This is a genomic window from Streptosporangium oxazolinicum (assembly GCF_039537505.1).
GTDB lineage: Bacteria > Actinomycetota > Actinomycetes > Streptosporangiales > Streptosporangiaceae > Streptosporangium > Streptosporangium oxazolinicum.
Genome location: NZ_BAABAQ010000003.1, coordinates 225,325 through 247,762, shown reverse-complemented (window position 1 = coordinate 247,762; position 22,438 = coordinate 225,325). Strand labels below are relative to the sequence as shown.

Annotated in this window: 21 protein-coding genes and 1 tRNA gene; 11 read left to right on the top strand and 11 right to left on the bottom strand. The window is 70.4% G+C overall.

Annotated features, from left to right (window positions below):
* The first annotated feature begins 74 nt into the window (after nt 1-74).
* Nucleotides 75-935 (top strand): alpha/beta fold hydrolase, encoded by an 861-nt coding sequence (locus ABD817_RS10755; RefSeq protein WP_344917661.1) that lies wholly within the window; start codon nt 75-77, stop codon nt 933-935.
* A 203-nt stretch (nt 936-1,138) separates the two neighbouring features.
* Here ABD817_RS10755 and ABD817_RS10750 read toward each other — a convergent pair whose 3' ends face one another.
* Entirely contained in the window at nt 1,139-2,359 is a 1,221-nt protein-coding gene (locus ABD817_RS10750) for a DUF4032 domain-containing protein (protein WP_344917660.1), read from the bottom strand.
* A 4-nt stretch (nt 2,360-2,363) separates the two neighbouring features.
* Entirely contained in the window at nt 2,364-3,011 is a 648-nt protein-coding gene (locus tag ABD817_RS10745; protein WP_344917659.1) for a class II aldolase/adducin family protein, read from the bottom strand.
* Between the two features lie 331 nt (nt 3,012-3,342).
* Between ABD817_RS10745 and ngcE the strand changes: the two genes are divergently transcribed.
* The 7 genes from ngcE to ABD817_RS10710 all read left to right on the top strand — a co-directional run bounded on the left by ngcE (nt 3,343) and on the right by ABD817_RS10710 (nt 9,264).
* Nucleotides 3,343-4,797, top strand: a complete 1,455-nt coding sequence (gene ngcE / locus ABD817_RS10740) for an N-acetylglucosamine/diacetylchitobiose ABC transporter substrate-binding protein (protein ID WP_344917658.1) — start codon at nt 3,343-3,345, stop codon at nt 4,795-4,797.
* A gap of 6 nt (nt 4,798-4,803) precedes the next feature.
* Nucleotides 4,804-5,715 (top strand): carbohydrate ABC transporter permease, encoded by a 912-nt coding sequence (locus tag ABD817_RS10735; protein WP_344917657.1) that lies wholly within the window; start codon nt 4,804-4,806, stop codon nt 5,713-5,715.
* The gene (locus ABD817_RS10730; RefSeq protein ID WP_344917656.1) at nt 5,715-6,620 is read left to right on the top strand and encodes a carbohydrate ABC transporter permease; all 906 of its coding nucleotides are present in this window, start codon (nt 5,715-5,717) and stop codon (nt 6,618-6,620) included. The genes ABD817_RS10735 and ABD817_RS10730 overlap by 1 nt, the downstream gene beginning before the upstream one ends.
* Nucleotides 6,621-6,727: 107 nt before the next feature.
* On the top strand, nt 6,728-7,330 hold the full coding sequence (locus ABD817_RS10725; RefSeq protein ID WP_344917655.1) for a hypothetical protein: 603 nt from the start codon (nt 6,728-6,730) through the stop codon (nt 7,328-7,330).
* Entirely contained in the window at nt 7,317-7,607 is a 291-nt protein-coding gene (locus tag ABD817_RS10720) for a 4a-hydroxytetrahydrobiopterin dehydratase (protein ID WP_344917654.1), read from the top strand. The genes ABD817_RS10725 and ABD817_RS10720 overlap by 14 nt, the downstream gene beginning before the upstream one ends.
* Nucleotides 7,608-7,612: 5 nt before the next feature.
* Nucleotides 7,613-8,554 carry a 1-aminocyclopropane-1-carboxylate deaminase/D-cysteine desulfhydrase gene (locus ABD817_RS10715; RefSeq protein WP_344917653.1) on the top strand — a complete coding sequence of 314 codons (942 nt, stop codon included), beginning with the start codon at nt 7,613-7,615 and terminating at the stop codon, nt 8,552-8,554.
* Between the two features lie 125 nt (nt 8,555-8,679).
* Nucleotides 8,680-9,264, top strand: a complete 585-nt coding sequence (locus ABD817_RS10710) for a superoxide dismutase family protein (RefSeq protein WP_344917652.1) — start codon at nt 8,680-8,682, stop codon at nt 9,262-9,264.
* 198 nt (nt 9,265-9,462) lie between these two features.
* Here the strand turns inward: ABD817_RS10710 and ABD817_RS10705 are convergent, their stop codons facing one another.
* Nucleotides 9,463-10,449 carry a pirin family protein gene (locus ABD817_RS10705; RefSeq protein ID WP_344917651.1) on the bottom strand — a complete coding sequence of 329 codons (987 nt, stop codon included), beginning with the start codon at nt 10,447-10,449 and terminating at the stop codon, nt 9,463-9,465.
* 223 nt (nt 10,450-10,672) lie between these two features.
* Nucleotides 10,673-12,067, bottom strand: coding sequence for a serine hydrolase (locus ABD817_RS10700; protein ID WP_344917650.1), 1,395 nt, complete (start codon nt 12,065-12,067; stop codon nt 10,673-10,675).
* Nucleotides 12,068-12,252: 185 nt separating this feature from the next.
* On the opposite strand from ABD817_RS10700, the gene ABD817_RS10695 reads away from it, so the two are divergent.
* Nucleotides 12,253-14,073 (top strand): sensor histidine kinase, encoded by a 1,821-nt coding sequence (locus ABD817_RS10695; protein ID WP_344917649.1) that lies wholly within the window; start codon nt 12,253-12,255, stop codon nt 14,071-14,073.
* A gap of 25 nt (nt 14,074-14,098) precedes the next feature.
* Here the strand turns inward: ABD817_RS10695 and ABD817_RS10690 are convergent, their stop codons facing one another.
* Nucleotides 14,099-14,947, bottom strand: a complete 849-nt coding sequence (locus tag ABD817_RS10690; RefSeq protein ID WP_344917648.1) for a spermidine synthase — start codon at nt 14,945-14,947, stop codon at nt 14,099-14,101.
* 155 nt (nt 14,948-15,102) lie between these two features.
* Between ABD817_RS10690 and trhA the strand changes: the two genes are divergently transcribed.
* Nucleotides 15,103-15,771: a PAQR family membrane homeostasis protein TrhA gene (gene trhA, locus ABD817_RS10685; RefSeq protein ID WP_344917647.1), complete on the top strand. Its 669-nt coding sequence runs from the start codon at nt 15,103-15,105 to the stop codon at nt 15,769-15,771.
* Nucleotides 15,772-15,833: 62 nt separating this feature from the next.
* On the opposite strand, the gene ABD817_RS10680 is transcribed toward trhA, so the two are convergent.
* Entirely contained in the window at nt 15,834-17,033 is a 1,200-nt protein-coding gene (locus tag ABD817_RS10680; RefSeq protein ID WP_344917646.1) for a M20 metallopeptidase family protein, read from the bottom strand.
* Between the two features lie 252 nt (nt 17,034-17,285).
* Between ABD817_RS10680 and lat the strand changes: the two genes are divergently transcribed.
* Nucleotides 17,286-18,587, top strand: a complete 1,302-nt coding sequence (gene lat / locus ABD817_RS10675) for an L-lysine 6-transaminase (RefSeq protein WP_344917645.1) — start codon at nt 17,286-17,288, stop codon at nt 18,585-18,587.
* Between the two features lie 38 nt (nt 18,588-18,625).
* On the opposite strand, the gene ABD817_RS10670 is transcribed toward lat, so the two are convergent.
* From ABD817_RS10670 to ABD817_RS10650, 5 genes are all read right to left on the bottom strand, one after another.
* Nucleotides 18,626-18,880 (bottom strand): helix-turn-helix domain-containing protein, encoded by a 255-nt coding sequence (locus ABD817_RS10670; protein WP_329084653.1) that lies wholly within the window; start codon nt 18,878-18,880, stop codon nt 18,626-18,628.
* 153 nt (nt 18,881-19,033) lie between these two features.
* A tRNA-His gene (locus ABD817_RS10665) sits at nt 19,034-19,109 on the bottom strand.
* A 76-nt stretch (nt 19,110-19,185) separates the two neighbouring features.
* Nucleotides 19,186-19,788 carry an oligoribonuclease gene (orn, locus tag ABD817_RS10660; protein WP_344917644.1) on the bottom strand — a complete coding sequence of 201 codons (603 nt, stop codon included), beginning with the start codon at nt 19,786-19,788 and terminating at the stop codon, nt 19,186-19,188.
* Between the two features lie 22 nt (nt 19,789-19,810).
* On the bottom strand, nt 19,811-20,950 hold the full coding sequence (locus tag ABD817_RS10655) for a DUF2510 domain-containing protein (RefSeq protein ID WP_344917643.1): 1,140 nt from the start codon (nt 20,948-20,950) through the stop codon (nt 19,811-19,813).
* Nucleotides 20,951-21,005: 55 nt separating this feature from the next.
* The gene (locus ABD817_RS10650; RefSeq protein ID WP_344917642.1) at nt 21,006-22,430 is read right to left on the bottom strand and encodes a protein kinase family protein; all 1,425 of its coding nucleotides are present in this window, start codon (nt 22,428-22,430) and stop codon (nt 21,006-21,008) included.
* Nucleotides 22,431-22,438: the final 8 nt, after the last annotated feature.

The window sequence follows — 22,438 nt, the reverse complement described above, 5'->3', positions numbered from 1 at the left end:
CCACCCCGCCGGTGTCGCGTTTCTCCCCAAATGGCATTCTGTCCCGCACAAACAGTACGGATGGTGGGAGTGCCATGACTCTGCGAGCCCCGGCGAACGGCATCGAGATCGCCTACGAGATCTTCGGCTCTCCGGAGGCTCGCCCCCTCCTGCTGATCACGGGCCTCGGCTGCCAGATGATCCAGTGGGACGACAGGTTCTGCGAGCTGCTCGCGGACCGAGGCTACCGCGCGGTGCGCTTCGACAACCGCGACAGCGGAGAGAGCACCCACCTGGACGAGGCGGGGACGCCCGCCCTGGACGGGAGCGGGGAGGTCCCCTACCTGCTGGACGACATGGCCGACGACGCCGCCGGGCTGCTCGACGCGCTCGGCTGGGACACCGCCCACGTGGTCGGCCTCTCGATGGGCGGGATGATCGCGCAGTCACTCGCGATCCGCCACCCGCACCGGGTGCGCAGCCTCACCTCGATTCTGTCCACCCCGAGCCCGCAGGCCGCCCTGCTGACCGATCCGGACGTGCTCATGCCCGCCTTCACGCCCGACCGCGAGAGCGCGGTCCGGCGGGCCCTCGACAACTGCGCCGCCGTCGGCTCGCCCGGCTACCCGTTCGACCGGGAGTGGAACGCCGAGATCGCCGGGGTGGGCTACGACCGGTCGTACGATCCGGCGGGTACGGCGAGGCAGGTGGCCGCGATCATGGCCTCCGGTGACCGCGCGCCCCGGCTCAGGGAACTCGCGATTCCGGCTCTCGTGCTCCACGGGGAGGACGACCCGCTCGTCCCCCTGCCCGCCGGGGTCGCCACGGCCGACGCGATTCCCGGGGCCCGGCTGATGACCTTCCCCGGCATGGGCCACGACCTGCCCGCCGAACTCTGGCCCACCTTCGTCGACGCGATCGACGAGCTCACCACCTCCGCCGACTCGGGACGGTGACCTCCGGCGCGTTCGTCACCGCCCTTCCCGGACGGTGACCTCCGGTACGCTCGCCACCGACCTTCTCCGTACGGTGACCTCCGCCACGCCCGCCGATTTCTCCTCAGATGGGCCCCGGTGCGGTCCGCGCCTCCCGGGGCGCGGACCGCACCGGAGGATCAGACTTCGAGCTTCTCCTCGAAGTTATCCATCCCGAGTGGAAATCAACCGGTTAGGTCATCGGCGATGAGTGCCTTTTCGTCCGGCTTGAAAATAAGAATGTTCTTCACGTAGGAATTCACCGCGGCGGGCAGGCCGACGTCGTTCCCGGCCTCCTCCGACATGTACCAGCGGTGGTCGAGCACCTCGTGGAAGAACTGGGCGGGCTCCAGCTTGCCGCGCATCTCCTGCGGCACGGCCTGCACCGTGGGCTGGAAGACCTCGGCGAGCCAGCGGTGGGCCACGATCGCCTCGTCCTCGTGGCGGAGGCCGTGCGACACGCGGAAGGAGTCGAGGTCGTTGAGGAGGCGCCTGGCCTGGTTCTCCTCCACGTCCAGGCCGGTCAGCCGCAGCAGCCTGCGCTGGTGGTGCCCGGCGTCCACGACCTTGGGCCGGACGATGAGCCGCCCGGTGCCCGCCTTGCGGCGGACCATCATCTCCGCGACGTCGAACCCCAGGGAGTTCAGCCGGCGGATCCGCTGGTCGATCATGTGCCAGTCGACCTCGTCGATGATGTCGTCGGAGGTGAGCTCGCCCCACAGGCGGTGGTAGCGCCGGACGACCGAGTCGGCGATCTGCTCGGGGTCGATGGAGGGGTGCAGCAGCTCGCCCGCCTCCAGGTCGAGCATCTCGCCGAAGATGTTGGTGTGCGCGACGTCGATGTCGTACAGCCGCTGGCCCTCGCTGATCATGGGGTGCAGCTCGCCGGTCTCGGCGTCGACCAGGTAGGCGGCGAAGGAGCCCGCGTCCCGGCGGAACAGGACGTTCGACAGCGAGCAGTCGCCCCAGTAGAAGCCGCTGAGATGCAGCCGTACGAACAGCACGGCCAGGGCGTCGAGGAGCCGGTTGAGCGTCTCCGGCCGGACCGTCCCCGACATGACCGCGCGGTAGGGCAGGGAGAACTGCAGGTGCTGGGTGATGAGCGCCGAGTCGAGCGGCTCGCCGTCCGCGCCGGTCCGCCCGGTGACCACGGCCACCGGCTCGACGGACGGGGTGTCCAACCGGCTCAGGTCCCACAGCAGGCGATACTCACGCTTGGCGTAGTACTCGCTGATCTCCTTGATCGCGTACACCTTGCCCGACAGGCGGGCGAAGCGCACCACGTGCCGGGAGATGCCGCGGGGCAGCGAGACCAGGTGGTGCTCGGGCCACCGCTCCAGCGGGACGTCCCAGGGCAGGCGGATGAGGTCCGGATCGCTCGGGGCGCCGGTGAGCTGGAGGGGCATGGGGTCAGTCCTCGCGGCGGGGGAAGGTGGGCGGGTCGAGGGCGCGCCGGACCACCGCGGCGAGCTGCTCCTCGGTGAGCACCCGGGGCTCGCCGACGCTCCTGGCCCGGACGTAGACCTCGCAGAGCCACTCCAGCAGCCGGGTCGCCTCGAAGGCCCCGTCCAGGTCGTCGCCGATCGTGACCCCGCCGTGGTTGGCCATCAGCGCGGCACGCCTGTCCTTGAGTGCGGCCCTGACGGAGGCGGCGAGCTCGGGGGTGCCGTAGGTGGCGTACTCGGCGACCCTGACGGTCCCGCCGAGCAGCAGGACGTTGTAGTGGATCGGCGGCAGCTCGTTCATGGTCGTGGCGACCACGGTGCCGAAGACGGAGTGGGTGTGCACGACGGCGCCGGCGCCGGTGGTCGTATAGACCGCCAGGTGCATGGGGGTCTCCGACGAGGGCCGCAGGTCGCCCTCGACGAGGTGTCCCTCGATGTCGACGACCGGGCATGCCTCCGGCTCCAGCCGGTCGAGGGCGACGCCGCCGGGTGTCACGGCGACCAGATCGCCCGCGCGAACGCTGAGATTTCCCGCGGTCCCGACGACCAGTCCGGTTGTGGCGGCCCGGTGGCCGTACTCACACAGCAGGCGGCGCTGCTCGGCCAGCAACATGTCCTCAAAAGTAGGGGGTTGCGGTACCGGGCGGCAAACCCTCATTATCTGGTCTAGACCGGTTGTTGCTCATCGATGACCGGAGAGCATAGTTCCTTTACCTCTCCGTGGACCGTTAGTCAATGGTTTACGGGGAAATATCAGCTACTATGTGCCGTTCTGTCATTGGATTGCACTTCCCTGGCGTTTGGTTTCTACCAGATATGTCGCAAGGACATCACGGCTCGGTCTAGACCGGATACGAGCCCTTGACGGTGGACTCCGGGGGTACGTACCTTCGGGCAAACGTTTAGGAAACTTTCCTAATTGATCCCCCGTTCAGGAGGGTTACATGTCCACATCGGCCGGTACGCCCGGAGATATCACTCGGCGGCAGATGCTCCGCCGGATCGGCATGACCGCTCTGATCGCCGGCCCCGGCGGCGGGCTGCTCACCGCCTGCGCCACCGGTGGCACGACCCCCGCGGCCCCGGCCTCGGCGGCCCCCTCGGCGGGTGGCGCGGTCTCCGCGACGAACCCGTTCGGCGTCGCCGCCGACGCGCCACTTGAGGTCGTCATCTTCAAGGGCGGCCTGGGCGACAGCTACGCGACCGAGATCCACGAGCCGCTGTACAAGAAGGCGTTCCCGCAGGCCCAGATCAAGCACGTCGCCACCCAGAAGATCGCGCAGACCCTGCAGCCGAGGTTCATCGGCGGCGACGTCCCCGACATGATCGCCAACTCCGGCACCGACCTGATGGACAACGGAGCCCTGCAGCAGGAGGGCCAGCTCCTGGAGCTCACCGAGCTGTGGGACGCCCCCTCGATCGACGACCCGAGCAAGAAGGTGCGCGACATGGTCGCGCCGGGCACCGTCGAGTCGGGCCTCATCGACGGCAAGCCCTACCTGATGAACTACGTCTTCTCCGCGTACGGCCTCTGGTACGACTCCGCGCTGTTCGAGAAGAACGGCTGGACCCCGCCGAAGACCTTCGACGAGTTCAAGACCTTCGCCGAGACGGCCAAGGCGGCGGGCATCACCCCCTTCGCGTACGCGGGCAAGAACGCCGCCTACTACGCGTACTGGATGATCCTCATCTCCGCCGCGAAGATCGAGGGCAACCAGATCCTGATCGACGTCGACAACCTCGTCGACGGGGTCTGGCAGCGCGACTCCATGAAGCAGTCCGCCGCGGCCTGGGCCGAGATCGCCAAGTACATGGACAAGTCCTTCGAGGACAAGGAGCACACCCAGGTGCAGCTCCAGCAGAACCAGGGCAAGGTCGCCCTGTACCCCTCCGGCTCCTGGCTGGAGAACGAGCAGAAGGCCCAGACCCCGGAGACCTTCAAGTACGCGCTGACGCCCACCCCCAGCGTCACCGCGGCCGACAAGATGCCGTTCGAGGCCATCCGCGCCGCCGCCGGTGAGGCCTACATCGTCCCCGCCAAGGGCAAGAACCCCAAGGGCGGCCTGGAGTACCTGCGCATCATGCTCTCCAAGGAGGGCGCGCGGGGCTTCACCGAGAAGTCGGGCAACATCACCGTGGTGACCGGTGCCGCCGACGGCCTGGAGCTGACGCCCGGCAACGCGAGCCTCAGCGCCGCGCAGACCGCAGCCGGCCAGAACATCGTCACCTTCAGCAACTTCGAGAACTGGTACAAGGAGTTCGAGACCGAGCTGCGCAGGCAGACCAACGCGCTCCTGTTCGGCCGCATCTCCGCCGACGAGTTCTGCGAGAAGGTGCAGGCGGCGGCCGACAAGACCAAGGCCGACTCGTCCATCACCAAGCAGAACCGGACGGTGTAGTTCCCGATGCGGCAGGGCAAGTATCCGTTCATCGTCGGCTTTCTCGCCGCGCCCGTCCTCCTCTACGTGGTCTTCGTGATCAGCCCGTACATCCAGGCTTTCTACATCTCGCTGACCGACTGGAAGGGCATCTCGGCGGCCCCCCGGTTCATCGGTCTGGAGAACTTCACGAGGCTCTTCGACGACGAGGTCTTCTGGGCCGCGGTGCGTCACCACGGTGTCCTGTTACTTGTCATGCCGCTGGTCACGATCGTGATCGCCCTGTTCTTCGCCTTCCTGCTCAACCTGAGCGGCGGGCAGCGGGGCGGCCAGATGACCGGGCTCTGGGGCTCGAAGGTCTACCGTGTGATCTTCTTCCTGCCCCAGGTCCTGGCCGTGGCCATCGTCGGCGTGCTCTTCCAGACGATCTACCGCTCGGACGAGACCGGTGTGATCAACAGCCTGCTGGGCAAGATCGGCATCGACCCGGTCGGCTGGCTCATCAACCCGGACATCGCGCTGCTGTCGATCATCGGCGTGATGGTCTGGCAGGCCGTCGGCTTCTACGTGGTCCTGTTCTCGGCCGGTATGTCCTCCATCCCCAAGGACGTGTTCGAGGCCGCCGCGCTGGACGGCGCGGGCCGGTTCACCCTGTTCTTCAGGATCACCCTGCCGATGCTGTGGGACACCATGCAGGTCGCCTGGGTCTACCTCGGCATCGCCGCCTTCGACGCCTTCGCCCTGGTCCAGGTCCTCTCGGTCGACCGGGGCGGGCCGGACAACTCCACGACGGTGCTGCCGCTGGAGATCTGGCGCACGGCGTTCAACTTCTCCAAGTTCGGCTACGCGTCGGCGATGGGCGTGGCGCTGTTCTTCATGGCCATCACGTTCGCCGCCCTCACCCTGCGGGTGACCCGGCGCGAGAGGATCGAGTTCTGATGGCCACGGACACGGCTCGCAAGCCCACCTCCCGTCTCTCCGCCCCCGCGCCCGTCAGGCGCCGGGGGAGGAATCCGCTCGGAGCCTTCGGCGCGCTGTCCCACGTCGCGCTGCTGGTCTGGGCACTCCTGATCATCGGCCCGATCGTCTGGACGTTCCTGGCCGCCTTCAAGACCAACGCCGAGATCTTCGGGGACGCGATCACCCTTCCGGCCTCGTTCGGCTGGGACGCCTGGGGCCGGGCCTGGGAGAAGGCCCACATCGGCCAGTACATGCTGAACACCATCTTCGTGGTGGCGTGCAGCACGGCGGGCACCATGCTCCTGGGCTCGATGGCCGCGTACGTGCTGGCGCGCTACACCTTCCCCGGCAACAGGGTGATCTACTTCCTGTTCGTGTCGGGCATGACGTTCCCGGTCTTCCTCGCGCTGGTCCCGCTGTTCTTCGTGGTGAAGAACCTCGGCCTGCTCGACACCCACCTCGGCCTGATCCTGGTCTACATCGCCTACTCGCTGCCGTTCACCGTCTTCTTCCTGTCGGCGTTCTTCAAGACGCTGCCCACCTCGGTGGCCGAGGCGGCGATGATGGACGGCTGCTCGCACACCCGGACGTTCTTCCAGATCATGGTGCCGATGGCCAAGCCGGGCCTGATCAGCATCACGATCTTCAACATCCTGGGCCAGTGGAACCAGTACCTCCTGCCGATCGTGCTGCTCACCGGCAGCGTCGAGAACAAGTGGGTGATCACCCAGGGGGTCGCCAACATCTCCACCAGCGCCGGGTACGAGGCCGACTGGCCGGGCCTGTTCGCCGCGCTGAGCATGGCCATCATCCCCGTCATGATCGTTTACATCATCTTCCAGCGCCAGATCCAGTCGGGTCTGACCTCCGGCGCCGTCAAATGACCGCATCCGGTCAAACGAAGAGTTCCGGCGAGTAATCCCAGGGGCGTCGTCAGGAGTCGTTCATATTCGGAACGACTCCTGTCCCCTCTCCGCGGAGAACCCGACACATGGCCCACCCCGACCAGGATTTCCCCTTCCCCTTCTTCGGCGCGGGGGAGGCGAGTTACTACATGTGGGCCGAGGTGCACGTACGCTTCGCCCGGCAGCCCAGCACCTCCCAGCGCGCGGTCATCGTCGACACCGTCCCGGTGCCCCTGCGCGGCGCGCTCGACTGGTGCGAGGGACGCCAGCTGATGGTGGCCAGCGGCCTGTTCCTGCACGGCACCGTGGTCCACTCCTACCCGGCCGCCGACGGCGAGACCGACCGCATCGGCGACGACGGCTGGCTGTACGCCGCCCCCTCCAGGATCGCCGCGCTCAACGCCGACATCGAGAGATGGCTGCTCCGCATCAACCAGGAGTGCCCGATCCTGGCCGCCTACCGCGCCGAAGACCCCGACAGCGGCGGCACCCGCCTGTCGGAGTGGCACGAGTGGAGCCTCGCCCGGCTGCCCGGCCTCCTGCCCGAGCTGGAGCCCCTCCTCGACCAGGCCAGCCACGCCACCGCGATGGCCCAGGGCGTCATGGCGATGGCCCGGCGCGCCGGAAGCCTGCCCAGGCTTGGCGTCTTCGCCGGAGACATGATCTCCTGGGAGGATGAACCTGCTTGACGACTCCACGGTGGAGGAGCGGCTGACCGGCCTGCCCGAGTGGCGGCGCGAGGGCGACGAGATCCGCCGTACGATCACCGCCACCGACTTCCCGACCGCGATCCGCGTCGTGGACGAGATCGCGGTGGAGGCCGAGAAGCTCGACCACCACCCCGACATCGACATCCGCTGGCGCACCCTCCACCTGGCGCTCAGCACGCACAGCGCGGGTGGCCTGACGGAGCTCGACTTCACCCTGGCCGCCCGCATCGACGAGATAGCCTCGGCCAACGCCTGAACCTCATGGGTGACCCCGGACGCATACGGCGGGAGTTCGACCGGACGCCGTCCTCGCCCCTCATGGAGCTCGACGACCCCCGGCTCTCCCGCGCGGGCGTACGCGTGATCCTGAAGCGCGACGACCTGACCCACCCCCTCCTGCCGGGCAACAAGTGGCGCAAGCTCAAGTACAACCTGGCGCGGGCCGCCGAGCTGGGCCACGAGACCCTGCTGACCTTCGGCGGCGCGTACTCCAACCACGTGCGGGCCGTCGCCTCGGCCGGGGCCCGCTTCGGGTTCCGGACCGTCGGCGTCATCCGGGGCGAGGAGCACCTGCCGCTCAACGAGGTCCTCGCCTTCGCCACGGGCTCGGGGATGCGGCTGGCCTACCTGGACCGCGCCACCTACCGCGCCAAGGACACCGCGCCCGTCGTCGAGGAGCTCCGCCGGGAGTTCGGCCGGTTCTACCTGCTGCCCGAGGGCGGCAGCAACGAGCGGGCCGTCCGCGGCTGCGCCGAACTCCCCGGGGAGATCGGCGTGCCGTTCGACGTCGTGTGCTGCCCCGTCGGCACCGGGGGCACGCTCGCGGGCATCGCCGCCGGGCTGGCCGAGGGCCAACGGGCCCTGGGCTTCTCCGTCCTGCGGGGAGGGCGGTTCCTGGCCGACGTCGTCGCCGGGCTCCAGACCGCCGCCTACGGCGAGGTGTCGGCCAACTGGACGATCGAGTACGACTTCCACGCCGGGGGTTACGCCAGACGCGGCCCCGAACTCGACGCGTTCGCCGACGACTTCGCCCACCGGCACGGGATGTCGCTCGACCGGATCTACGTGGCGAAGATGATGTGGGGCCTCTTCACCCTGGCCGAACGCGGGGCCTTCCCCCGCGACACCACGGTCGTCGCCGTCGTGACGGGCCCGATGGCAGCGGACCCTCCCGCTCCGCCCCGCCCGGCCTCCCGTCCCTGACCCTTCCCCGCGTGCCGTGGATCTCCGGGGTGGCGTGGCCGGGAGCGGTCAATACCGAGCGTGGTCACATGATTACTCGATATGGTGGGCGCTGCTCTTCTCCGGCCCGGTCAAGGAGATCGTGGATGCGCATTCTGGGAGTTCTCGCCGCCGTCGCCCTGCTCTGCGCGGGCTGCGGTGAGCAGGTCGCCGCAACCCACCCGGCAGGGCACGGTCCGAGCGCCGGGGCGGCCACCACCCCGGGCGCCCGCGAGATCCGCCTCGGCGGGGGCGGCACGTTCACCGGTCCCGCGCCGCGCGCCTCCGCCATCGTCTACGACACCGCGCTGGTGCCGCCCAGAGCCTCGGCGCGGGTCACCGTGGAGTCGGGGGCGGTGCTCGCCACCGCCACGGTGAGCGTCAAGGGCATGCTTCCCGGGCGCACGTACGGGGCACATTTGCACGTCAACGCGTGCGGTTACCAGCCGGAGGACGCCGGGCCGCACTACCAGCACTCCCACACCCACGCCAGCGCCGAGAACGAGGTCTGGCTCGACTTCACCACCGACCTCCGGGGCGACGCCACCGCGACCACCACCCAGGACTGGGCGCTCGTCCCCGGGCGGCTGCCCCGGTCGCTCGTGATCCACGCCGAGCCCACCCGCACCGCCGGTGCCGAGGCCGGCGCCGCCGGTCCCCGCGTCGCCTGTGTCACCCTCACCGAGCGCTAGACCCGGCGGCGGGCCCCGAGACCGGGGTCAAGGCGTTCCGGGCCGTGATGTCCGTTCTCGCCGGGCGCCGATCCCGGTGCTTCGCGATGATGGCGTTAGGGGTTGCCGGGGCCATGGCGTTCCGGGCCGTGATGTCTCCGTTCGACGCGGGACGCCGACCCGGCACCGGATCCCGGTACCGGGTCGTGTGGTCCGCGATCAGGCGTGACCGGCGGGGATGACGCCGAGGCGGCCCGCCTGGTAGTCCTCGAACGCCTTGGCCAGCTCCGCCTGGGTGTTCATCACGAACGGCCCGTAGTGCGCGACCGGCTCGCCGATCGGGCGACCGCCGAGCACGATGACCTCCAGGTTGGGGCTGCGGCTCTCCTGCGTGCCGGCCGCCGAGAGCGTGATGGTCTCGCCGTCGGTGCCCAGGCCGGGAAGGCCGCCGAAGCCGTCGAAGACGGCCAGCTGGCCCGACTCGATCGGCTGCCGGTCGCCGCCGACGGTGCCGCGTCCCGACAGGACGTACGCGAGCGCGTTGAAGTCCTTGCTCCAGGGGAGCGTCAGCTGGGAGCCGGGGCTGAGGGAGGCGTGCAGCAGGGTGATCGGCGTCCGGGTGGAGCCGGGTCCGGTGAACCCGCCGACCTCCCCCGCGATGAGGCGGACCAGCGCGCCGCCGTCGTGGCTGCTGAGCAGGACGACGTTGGACCTGCCGATGTCCTGATATTTCGGCGCGACCATCTTCTCGCTGCCCGGCAGGTTGACCCAGAGCTGGATCCCGTGGAACAGGCCGCCCTTCTGGACCAGCCACTCCGGGGGAGCCTCCCTGTGCAGGATGCCGCCACCGGCCGTCATCCACTGGGTGTCGCCGTCGGAGATCGTGCCGCCGCCGCCGTGCGAGTCGGCGTGGTCCATCACGCCGTCGATCATGTAGGTGACGGTCTCGAAGCCCCGGTGCGGGTGCCAGGGGGTGCCCTTGGGCTCGCCCGGCGCGTAGTCGACCTCGCCCATCTGGTCCATCATGATGAACGGGTCGAGATACTGGGACTTGATCGTCGCGAGCGCCTTGCGGACCGGGAAGCCCTCTCCCTCGAATCCGCTCGGCGCGGTGGTGACGGCCAGCACCCGGCGCTCGCGGGTCGTGTTCAGCGGCTGCGGCAGGCGAGGCAGGGTCAGCGGGTTCTCTACGGTCACGGCGGGCATCTTGTGTTCCTTCCTGCGATGTTCGCCGGTGATAACTCAGTTGATGTTTCAACTATTCCATGGCGGGTGCGACCGTGGCAACGGAGTTCCACGGCCGCGACGGCGAACCCGTCCGGCCGGACGGGGAGCACCTCCCGCCGGTCACCGGACGGGACCGCTTCCCGTGGCCCGTCACCCGTGACCCGGTGCGGGGCCGCTTCCCGTTCCGGTCGCCCCGGCGGCACTACTTCCGGGTGGCCAGCGCGAAGCCGCCCCGGCTCAGTGAGATCAGCTCGGGAGCCAGGGCCCGCTCGTCCAGCGCACCGGCGAGGTCGCTGGTCAGCGCGGTCACGACGTAGGTCCTCCCCCCGGCGGAGCGGGCCGCGTACGACAGGTCGAGGACCCCCATCTCGGAGCCGCCCTTGGCCCAGACCACCGGCCACTTCCTCTTGTCGAGCTTGATCCCGAGGTCGTTGGCCGACATCACCGCGCCCACCTCCTTGCCGCCCGGCTTGAGGAGCCCGGCGTAGGCGCGGCAGACGTCGCGGGGTGAGCCGAACCACTCCAGGGTGTCGATCTCCCTGGGCCTGTTCCAGAGCACGATGTCCGACAGGGACTGCTTGGCGACCGTGTCCTTCAGGTAGGCGCGCTTGCCGGCGGTGTCGAGCGCCAGGTAGGCGCGGGCCTGCGCGGGGTGGTTCACGCCCTTGAGCAGGAAGGCCTCGCGTGTGGTGATGAAGGGGATGTTCCGTTCGGGATGGCTCGACCACCGCCGTACCGTGGACTCCACGGCCTTGCGGCCGACCGTGTGGATCAGGATGTCGGTGGCGGTGTTGTCGCTGATCGAGATCATCAGCTTGGCGGCCTCCCTGACCGTGGTGGTGCTGCCGTCGGGGCGGCCGGTGAGCCCGCCCTCGCCCAGGCTCTTCCACTCGGGCTTGATCGTGAGCTTGGTGTTCCAGCGCAGCCCGCCGTCGCGGATCCTCTCGGCCACGGCGCCCAGCACGTACAGCTTGAAGATCGAACCCAGCGGCCGGACCGTGTCCGGCGCCACGGCGTGCGCGACGTCGCACCTGCCCCGCGAGTCGATCTCGGCGGCGAGGAAGCCCACCCTCGGGGCGACCTCGCGGAGCCGGGCGTCGAGCTTCTTCCAGCTCTTGGGAGCGGCGGGCACGGAGGGCTCGGGGGGCGTCAGCCCGAGCAGGTTGATCTTCCCGTCGCCGTCCACGCCGAGCTGCAGGGTGAACGCCTGCTCGCCGATCGCCCCGGTCCCGGCCAGCGCGGACGGCGTCTCCTTGGTCAGCCTCTCCAGGCGGAATCCCTTCGACGCCGTGAGGAAGGCGTTGACGCCGTTGACCGTCAGCGACGAGAGGTAGCCGGAGTTGAGGTGCTCCCCGAGCTCGCTCTCCGGCAGCGGTGCCCGGTCCGGCGCGCCGAGGAACCAGCGCAGCTGCCGACCGGCGGGGCTGTCCGGGATCTCCGGCTCGGCGAGAGGTTTTCCGGCCGTGGTCGCCCCCGCGCCTGCCGTTCCCGTTGTGACCGCTGCCGCGGGGACGGCCAGTGGCAGGATCGTCGCTGGAACCGCGGTGATGGCGACGGCGAGGGCGAGCAGGCGCTTCGATCGGAACGGCAACCGCATAGAAATACTCCTTCGGATGTTCTCCGGCGTCGCGGCCACCTCCCCGATGGCCCTCATCCGAAACTAGGAAGCGCTCCCGGCTCGCGACACCCGGCGGTCCTCCCCCTCGCGGGTGCGGCGAACCGCACCGGATGTGCGGACAACCCCCTGGACGGCGGAACCCCCGGCGGGTCACCCTACGTCCCATGACGTCCACGGCCTTCCGAACCGCTCCGGCACCCGTGCCGCCGCAGGGCTCGCCGACGTCGGCCGTCCCGGTCCGCGTCCTGGCCGCCTCCATGGCCGCGGTGTCGGTCGCCGGGATCGTCGCGGGCAGCCTGCTGGAGATCGGCATGCCCGTGCCGTTCGGCCAGTGGCTGTTCATCGTGGCCTGCGTGATCCTGCCGTCGGTCGGCCTGCTCATCGCGGTCAGGCGCCCCGACAACCCCTACGGCTGGCTGCTGCTGGTCACCGCCGTCTGCCTCGGTCTCGGCTGCCTCGGCGTGGGTGTCATGGTGACGTACGGGGACTCCCACGGCCCGCTCGCGGTGGCCGCCGCGGCACTGGTCTCGCTGTTCTCCGTCTTCTACGGTCTGAGCTGGGTGTTCATCCCACTGATCTTCCCGGACGGCAGGTTGCCCTCGCCGCGCTGGCGGCCGGTCGCCTGGATCGCCGGGGTGGCGATCCTCCTCCACTGGCTGGGCGTCCTGCTGAGCCCCGACGAGGTCTACGCCACGGCCTTCCCGCACGGTAACCCGCTGGGGCTCGAAGGCGCGGCCGGGCTGCTCGCCGCGTTCGCGGGCGGGCTCGGGCAGCTGACGGTCTTCCTCGTGGCGCTGTCGGTGCTGGTCTCCCTCGTACGGCGCGGGCGGCGCGGTCTCCTCGCCGAGCGCCGCCGCCTCCGCTGGATGATCGCCGGGGCGGTGGCCACCCTGGGCAGCTCCGTGGTGATGCCGATCTCCGGGCAGGTGAGCCAGGCGGTGAGCTGGATCGCCGCCGTGACGGCGGCGGCCGCGCTGCCCGCGGTGATCGCCACCGTCGTGTTCCGTCACAACCTGCTCGACATCCGGGTGGGGATCAGGGGTTCCAGGCTCTTCCTGATCTTCGACCTCAGGCCGACGGTGGACGAGCTCCTGACAGAGCTCGGGCCGGGTCTGGAGGAGGCGGAGCCCGTGGAGCAGCTGGGAAGGCTGGCGGGGGCCGTACGGGCGGGCCTGGAGACGCGGTGGGCCGCTGTGACGCTCGCGGACGGCACGCGGGTGGTGGCGGGCGGGGAGGACGGCGAGGCGGTGCTCACCGTCCCGGCGGGCCTGGGGCACATCGCCTGCGGCCCCAAGGTTGCGGGGCGCTTCAACGCCGAGGACCGCAGGCTGCTCGGCGCGCTCGCGGTGCCGATCGGGCTGGCGATCCAGAGCGCGGGGCTGGCGGCACGCCTGGTCAACGCGCAGGAGGCGGAGCGGCGGCGGATCGAGCGCAACATCCACGACGGGGCGCAGCAGCAGCTCGTCGCGCTGATCGCGGGGCTGGAGCTGGCCCGCGCCACCGGCGGCGGCTCAGGCAGCCTGGCGCTCCTGCGTGAGCAGGCCCGCCAGACCCTCACCGACCTGCGGGAGCTGGCGGCGGGCATCCATCCGTCCGTGCTCAGCCAGGGCGGTTTGGCGGAGGCGGTCGAGGAGCGCTGCTCGCGGCTGCCGGTGGCCACGACCGTGACGGCCGATCCGGCGCTCCGCTCGCGGCGCTTCCCCGACGAGATCGAGGGAGCCCTGTACTTCACGGTCAGCGAGGCCGTCGCCAACGCGCTCAAGCACGCCGAGGCCTCCAGGATCGAGGTACGGCTGGCCTGGTCGGGCGGGCGCCTGCGGGTCGCGGTCTCCGACGACGGGGTGGGATTCGAGCGGGGCGCGCCCGGCCACGGGGGCCTGGGCGCGCTGGCCGACCGAATCGCCGCGCTCGGCGGCGGCCTCGACGTCTCCTCGACGCCCGGCGAGGGCACCCTGGTCAGTGCCTGGGTTCCCGCGCCGGGCTGACGGGCCGGGCCGGTGGGCCTGCGGGTCAGCCGAAGACCGCGGGCGGGGGGACGGGGATGACCACGGCGTCGCCGTCGTTCAGGGGACGGGCTCCGGCGATGAAGTTGCCGATGTCCTCGCCGTACACGCAGCGGGCCTGCGTGAGGCCGCCCGCGGCCCTGCGGGTCAGGTCGGAGACGGGCAGGGGCAGGCGGGAGGCGGCGACGATGAGGTTGCCGAAGCGGCGTCCCCGCATGACGCCGGGCTCGGCGAGCAGCACCACCTGGGGGAAGGTGCCGCGGACGGTGGCGAGCACCCGGCGGGTGAAGGCCAGCCCCTTGCCGTCGGCGACGTTGAGCAGCACGGTGCCGTCCGCGCGCAGGACGCGGGCGACGTCCCCCATGTACTCGGAGGTGGCCAGCTCGATCGGCATCGTGGCGCCGCTGAAGGCGTCCAGCACGAGCAGGTCGGCCGAGGCGTCGCCGAGTCCGGCGGTGGCGGTGCGGCCGTCGAGGATCCTGACCTTGAGCCGGGGCACCGACTTGAGCCGGAGCTGGTCCCTGACGAGCTGGACGAGCCCCTCGTCCGGTTCGGCGACGATCTGCCGGGACCCGGGGCGGGTCGCCGCGACGTAGCGGGGCAGGGTGCAGGCGCAGCCGCCCACGTGCACGGCGTCCAGCGGGCCCTCGCCGAGGAGGTCGATGACGTCGGCCATCAGCCGGACGTACTCGAAGTCGAGGTAGGTGGCGTCGTCGAGGTCGACGTACGACTGCGGCACACCGTCCTTGGAGACCACCCAGCCGGAGGGCCGGTCGAGGTCCTGCAGGAGGTCGACCTCGCCGAAGGTCACCGGATACCGTCCCGGCATCGGCTCCCGCGTTTCCCGCCTGCCCATCGGTTCGGTCCTCTTCTCCATGACGTTGCGTGACGTTCCACGAGGTTCCATGACGTGAACCCGAGGGGGAAACCATATGCGCAGTCACGACCGGTTGGCGGCCGTGTAGGGCAGATCACAACCTACGGACACGTAACTTACGCTACCGTAGGTTCATGGCCTCGATCCTCGCGGAAACGCCCGCAGAGTCCGTCAAGCCCCGCCTCCGCGGCTGGTTGCACGCCGGGGCGCTGCCCGTGGCGCTCGTCGCGGGGTTCGTCCTCGTCGTGCTGGGGCCCACCGTGGAGGCGAGGATCGCCGCGGCGATCTACGCGATCACCTCCGGCCTGCTCTTCGGCATCTCGGCCACCTACCATCGGGGGGCGCTCTCCCCGCGCCAGGAGGAGGTGCTCCGGCGCCTCGACCACGCCAACATCTACCTGATCATCGCGGGCACCTACACCCCGTTCGCGCTGCTCGCCCTGGACGGGACGGCCGAGGCGGTGGTGCTCGGCGTGATCTGGACCGGCGCGATCGCCGGGGTCCTCTTCCGGGTGCTGTGGACCGGCGCTCCCCGGTGGCTCTCGACCGCGCTCTACATCGGCCTCGGCTGGACGGCCGTCTTCGTACTGCCCCAGCTCGTGGAGGGCGCGGGGGTGGCCGCGGTCACCCTGCTCTTCCTCGGCGGGGTGCTCTACACGGCGGGAGGGGTCGTGTACGGCACGCGCAGGCCCGACCCCTCGCCCCGTTGGTTCGGCTTCCACGAGGTCTTCCACGCCTTCACCGTCGCCGCCTACCTGGCGCAGTACGTGGCGGTCTCGCTGGTGGTCCACGCGGCGGGGTGACCCCTCGCCGCTCGTTCACCCCGCTCGGCTCCGCCTGGCCCGGCCGGTCCCGTCCGGCCCGCTCAGCTCGCGGCGAGGGCGAGGCGCCGGGTGGCGAGTTCGGCGTAGAGCGCGGCCCCATCGGGCAGGACCGCGTCGTCGAACCTGGCCTCGGGGGCGTGGTTGTAGGCGGCCCTGCCCGGATCGAGGTCCGCGGGGCAGGCGCCGAGTGCCACGAAGGCCGACGGCACCTGGTCGCAGACGAACGAGAAGTCCTCGGAGCCGGTGAACGGCTGAGGGGCCTCGACGAAGCGCCGTTCGCCGTAGACCTCGCGGATGGCCGAGCCCGCGAAGCCGGCCTCGGCGCCGTCGTTGACCGTGACCGGGTAGTTCACCTCGTAGCCGGCGTCCACCTCCAGGCCGTGCGCCGCCGCGATGCCCTTCACCAGGGTCACCGCCCGTTCCTGGACGCGCGCGTGCGCGGCGGACGAGAACGACCGGATCGTGGCCTCGAAGCGGGCCTCCTCGGGGATCACGTTGTCGGCGCTGCCCGCGTGGAAGCTGCCGACGGTGACGACCACCGGGTCGAACACGTCGAAACCGCGCGTCACCATGGTCTGCAGCGCGGTCACCATCTCGCACGCCGCGGGGATCGGGTCCCTGGCGCGGTGCGGCGAGGCGCCGTGGCCCCCGGCGCCGCGCACGGTCACCGTGAGCCTGTCCGCGGCGGCCATGATCGGACCGCCCCTGGTCACGAAGACGCCCTGGGGAATCAGCGAGCTGATCACGTGCAGGGCGTAGGCCGCGATCGGACGCTCGCCCGTCACGTCCAGCACGCCCTCGTCGATCATGATCTTCGCGCCGCCGGAGCTCTCCTCGCCGGGCTGGAACATGAAGACCACGTTCCCCGCGAGCCGGTCGCGCCCGGCGGCCAACAGGTGCGCCGCGCCCGCCAGCATGGTGGTGTGCAGGTCGTGACCGCAGGCGTGCATCCGCCCGGCCGTTTGCGAGATGATCGCCGCGTCGCCGCGCTCGGAGACCGGCAGGGCGTCCATGTCCCCCCTGAGCAGCACGGTCGGCCCCGGCAGGGAACCGCGCAGCACGGCGGTGATCGAGCTCAGTCCCCTGCCGAGCCGTACCTCCAGGGGCAGGCCCGACAGCGCGGTCAGCACCTTCTCCTGCGTGCGGGGCAGGTCGAGGCCCAGTTCGGGCTCCCGGTGCAGGGCGTGGCGGAGACGGACCAGTTCGTCGCGCATGTCGGCTGCGGATTCGCGAAGGGACATCGGGCTTCCTCCTGGCGGTCGTACTGCCTTATCGCACGATAAGCCGATTTGACCGGCTTGTGGTCTCGGTGGGGGTGATCTCCGGGAAGGTGAACGGTCATACGGGAAGGCCGGGCCGCACGGTCCGGACGTTCACGCCCGACCCCCGCGTACGCAAGAAAATATTCACAAGAATCGGTTCTAACGCGTAATGTCTCCGTGTATAAGTGTCAACGACGGGGGATCATCTTCTCGGATCACCGTGGAGGGGACATGGACGTTCATGGCCGTCTCGCTCGTCATCTGCTCGTCGACGGCTACCGGCTCGTGCTGGACCTGGAACGGAGCCGAGGGTCCCGGCTCGTCGACGCCCACACCGGCCGGAGTTACCTGGACTTCTACACCTTCTTCGCCTCGGCGCCCCTCGGGGTGAACCCGTTCGACGACGATCCGGAGTTCCTGGCGCTGCTCGGCCGGGTCGCCGCGAACAAGCCCGCCAACTCCGATCTCTACACCGCCCACCTCGCCGACTTCGCCGAGACGTTCGCCCGGGTGCTCGGCGACCCCGAGCTGCCGCACCTGTTCTTCGTGGAAGGCGGCGCCCTCGCCGTGGAGAACGCGCTCAAGTGCGCCTTCGACTGGAAGAGCGGCCTCAATGCCTCGCGGGGGCACTCCCCGGAGCTCGGTACCAAGGTCCTGCACCTCACCCGCGCCTTCCACGGGCGCAGCGGCTACACGCTCTCGCTGACGAACACCGACCCGATCAAGACCGACCGCTTCCCGAAGTTCGACTGGCCCAGGATCGAGGTGCCCGCGATCCACCTCGGTGACGTCGAGGCGGCCGAGGAGCGCTCCCTGGCCGCGGCGCGGGCGGCCTTCGAACGCCACCCCCACGACATCGCCTGCTTCATCGCCGAACCCATCCAGGGCGAGGGCGGCGACAACCACATGCGGGCGGAGTTCCTGCTCGCGATGGAACGGCTCTGCCACGAGTACGACGCCCTCCTCGTCATGGACGAGGTGCAGACCGGCGCGGGGACCACCGGCACCCCCTGGGCGCACCAGCAGCTGGGCCTGCGTCCCGACATCGTGGCCTTCGCCAAGAAGGTCCAGGTGGGCGGGATCATGGCGGGACGCAGGGTCGACACGGTGCCCGGCAACGTGTTCCAGGTCAGCGGCAGGATCAACTCCACCTGGGGCGGCGGGCTGGTCGACATGGTCCGCTCCCGCCGGATACTGGAGATCGTGGAGCGCGACGGCCTGATCCCGCGCGCGGGCAGGCTCGGCGCCGAGCTCCTCGCGGCCCTGCTGGAGATCCAGGGGCGCTTCCCCGGCCTGGCGGAGAACGCGCGCGGGCGCGGCCTGATGTGCGCCTTCGACCTGCCGGACGCCGTGGAGCGCGATCTCCTGGTGGCCCGCCTGCGGGAGGAGGAGGGCGTGCTGGTCCTGCCCTGCGGCGAGCGGTCGGTACGGCTGCGCCCGGCGCTCTCGATCACCTCGGAGGAGCTGGAGGAGGGCACGTCCGCCATCGCCCGCGCCCTGGAGGCCTCCCGCTGCCTGCGGCTCTCCGCCTAGCGGTGCCGGGGGTACGGCGACCTCCGCGTCCACAGGCCCTAGTAGTGCCGAGGTTCCTCGCGCGCGGCCCGCTCCAGCCACAGGTCGATCGCGGTGACCCGCGAGTCGACGCCGAGCTTGGCGTATATCCGGTTCACGTGGTTCTTCACGGTCTTCTCGCTCAGGAACAGGTGCTGGGCGATCTGCCCGTTGGAGCGACCCGTCGCGATCAGTTCCATGACCTCGGTCTCACGCCTGCTCAGACCCGTCACGACTCTGGGCTCTGCGTCGAACGGGGCATCGTCGACTCTCATCCGGCCTCCGTGGCTGCAACACGGTCAGGTCGCCGAAACCCCCGATCCTAACGGCGTAGCGATAGCAGCGAGCATAACCTGCAATATCCACTTTTGGTGGGTAGTGGGGCCGGAAATACAGAACGGCCGGTCCGTGAGGACCGGCCGTTCTCGTGGGGTGAGCGAGGGGACTTGAACCCCCGGCATCTAGGACCACAACCTAGCGCTCTGCCAACTGAGCTACGCCCACCATCGCCGCCGCAGCAGCACATGAAAAGTGTAGCGGTCTTTGGGAGTCGTTTCGTACCGGGTTTCTCGTGAAACGCTCAAGACCTGTGCGTGGACACGCCCTCGGCCAACTCCCTGGCGGTGGCGGAATCGGGGCCCGGCTGGGGCACGAAGACCGCCGCGCGGTAGTAACGCAGCTCCCGGATGCTCTCGACGATGTCGGCCAGCGCCCGGTGGCCGCCCTGCTTCTCGGGCGAGGCGAAGTAAACCCTGGGGTACCAGCGGCGGGCCAGCTCCTTCACCGAGGAGACGTCGATCATCCGGTAGTGCAGGAACCCGTCCACGGCGGGCATGTCCCGGTAGATGAACGACCGGTCCGTGGAGATGGAGTTGCCGCACAGCGGGGCCTTCTTCGGCTCCCGGACGTGACTCCTGATGTATTCGAGCACCATGGACTCCGCCTCGGCCAGCGTGACACCGCCCTCCAGCGCGTCCAGCAGGCCGGAGGCGGTGTGCATCTCCCGCACCACCTCCGACATCTGCTCAAGGGACTCGGGCGGGGGCTTGATGACCACGTCCACACCCTCGTCAAGCTGATTCAGCTCGCCGTCGGTGACCACGCAGGCCACCTCGACAAGCGCGTCACGGCCAAGGTCGAGCCCGGTCATCTCACAGTCGATCCAGACCAGCAGGTCACTCATAGCCCTCAGGGTAGTACTCACTTCATGGGAGCTTGAATGACTTGATCACCTTGTCTGCTACGGATATGTCGAGATTGTCCGGTACGGAGACGTAAGCCAGCGCCGGACGGGTGTTCTCGCCACGGTCGACGATCAGGAACGCGGCCCGCTCCCGCTTCCACTTCCAGTCGTTGGCCTCGGCCTGCTCGGAGAAGTCGAGGTCGAAGACGAGCAGCCAGGCGTCCTTGCCGCCGACCTTGACGGCCTTGTCCTCGACGATCTTCCGGGTGTGCGGAGGGCTGTAGAAGGCGGGCTCCACGACCTGCAGCAGCGTCGCGGCGACCGACCGCATGCTGCCGACGCCCTGGTAGCCGTACTGGTCGGGAAGCTCGCCGGTCAGCACGTTGCCGAGCCAGTCGCCGCCCCTGCCGTCGAAGTTCTCCTGGGCGACGGCGACGACCGCGCTGCTCCAGACGAACCCGAGCCCGCCGCCGCCGCTGGGGGGCACCTTCCAGGGGCCCTCGGGCATCTCGTACGACAGGCCGGTCACCGGGTCCGTGACGCGACCGTCCACCGGCTGGGGCGGCGCGCTCCCCGAGGGCGCGGGGGTCGCCTCGGGAGTCGGCTCCTGGCTGGGCTCCAGGCTCGCGGTGGGAGGCGGGGTCGGGAGCCCGGTGGACTCACTCGCGGTGTTCCTGTTGGCGGGGTTGATCAGGTACATCGCGGCGACCACGATCACGACGATCAGGATCAGCGCGCCGCCGCCGCCCAGGATCCACGGGAGGGGGCCGCTCTTGCGCGGTGGCGGCCCGGACGGGTAGCCGTCGTAGGGAGGGAGGGGCATCTGCGCGGTATGGCCGTTCGGCGGCCCGCCCCACTGCGGCTGTCCCGTGCCCGCCGGTCCCGGCGGGCCCTGCTGGTGCGTGCCCTGCTGGGCCCACTGGCCGGTGGGACCCACCCCGTGGGGTCCTTCGGGGGCGGAAGACGGCCCCGGCCGCTGAGGGCCCGGTCCCGCGAGGTGCGGCTGGTGGGAGGGGCCGGTCTGCGGCCCCCGTTCCGTGCCCTGTCCGGCGGGAGCGTCCGTCTGATGGGTGGCGTCGGTCCACTGAGTGCCGTCCCACCACCGCAGCAGCGGCGAGCCGTAGGGGTCGGGATACCAGCCGGGAGGGGTCTGCGTGGTCATGGCCGCCAGAGTAGTAAGAACGGCTTTGTGCCGCATTGTGGACCTTGGTGATCACTCATGAACATTTATAGGTGAAGGTGGCTCTGTCCTGGAGCTTCTCCCCCTCGGGGAGGGGAGAGAGCAGCACCAGGGTGGCGGTTCCCTTGAAACTTCCCTCGCCCTTGACCGTCCACTCCAGGCTCACCTCGTGCGAGGCCGCCCCGGACGGGACGCTGTCGGTCTGCGTGATCGGCTGCTTGCGGTCGCTGCGCTTCCACTGGTAGCTGACCTCCCCGCCCGCGCCGTTGGTGGACAGCACGCCGGTGATCTTGACCGTCGTGTCGCACCCTTGCGTCTTCTTCGGGGCGCTGATGTCCACCTTCGTCACCTCCAGGGGCGTCGCCGGGCCCCGGAACAGCCAGAGCGCCAGCGCGCCCACGACCATCAGCGCGAGGATCACCGAGGCGAGGATCGTCCGGCCGCGCCCGCGGCGCGCGTGATGGGCCACACCGGCGCCGAGCGCGCCGGAGGGTGGCTCGGTCCGCTGCTGGTCGCGGCCGGCCCGCCAGAGCTGGGCGGCCGTGGTCTCCGAGGGCACCCCGGGACCGAACCGCATGACCACCTCCTCGGACCCACGCCGCTCGCCGGTCCCCGGGACGCGCGGATCACCGGCCCTCGGCACGTGCAGCAGGGTGACGATCTCCCCCTCGTCGGGGGCGGACCGCGCGGGGGCCGGATACCCGCCCGGGGCGGGCGCCTCGTGCGCCGGCCACCGGTGCAGGGTCTCCACGAGCCTGTCGCGGGTGGTGAACCCGGACGGCAGGACGTCGCGCCCGGCGAGCAGCGCGTCGCGCGCGGGGGCGAGCCCCCTGATGGAGGCCGTCGCCGCCGCCCTTTCCAGCAACTCCGCCGCCCCGCGGTCGGCCGAGGCCCAGGTCGCGGCGAGCCCCCGGGCGAGCGACGCCCAGGCCACCACGTCACGTTCCGGCGCGGGAGGGCGGCCGAACAGGGCGTCGGCGAGCCCCCGCTCCGCGAGCAGCGCCGATCCGTCCGGGGCGATCACCACGGTGCCGGGGTGGAGCTCCCCGTGGGCGAGCCCGGAGGCGTGTACGGCGAGCAGCGCCTGCGCGGTCTCCACCAGGACGGTGGCCGCGCTGCCCGCGTCGGGCCGGGGCGACCCGGGCGATCCGGGCGAGAGCAGGTCGCCCACCGTCGGTCCGGCCGGGGTGGAGGTGATCAGCCAGACCTCGTCCCGGGCAGTGATGAGGTCGGCGACCGGGACCAGCCCGGTCATGCCGCTCTGCGCGAGCCTGCGGTCGGCGAGCACGGCCGCGACCAGCCGCTCGCGCGCCGCGGGATCGGCGACCAGCCGAGGATCGAACCTGAGCGCGCTCCCCGGCCGTCCGTCGGCCGCGACGGCCGACGACCAGACTCCCAGGTCGTCCGCCCAGGTACGGCCGGTCAGCCGGAACCCGGCGACACCTCCGCGATCGGTGCTCATGGGTCGGT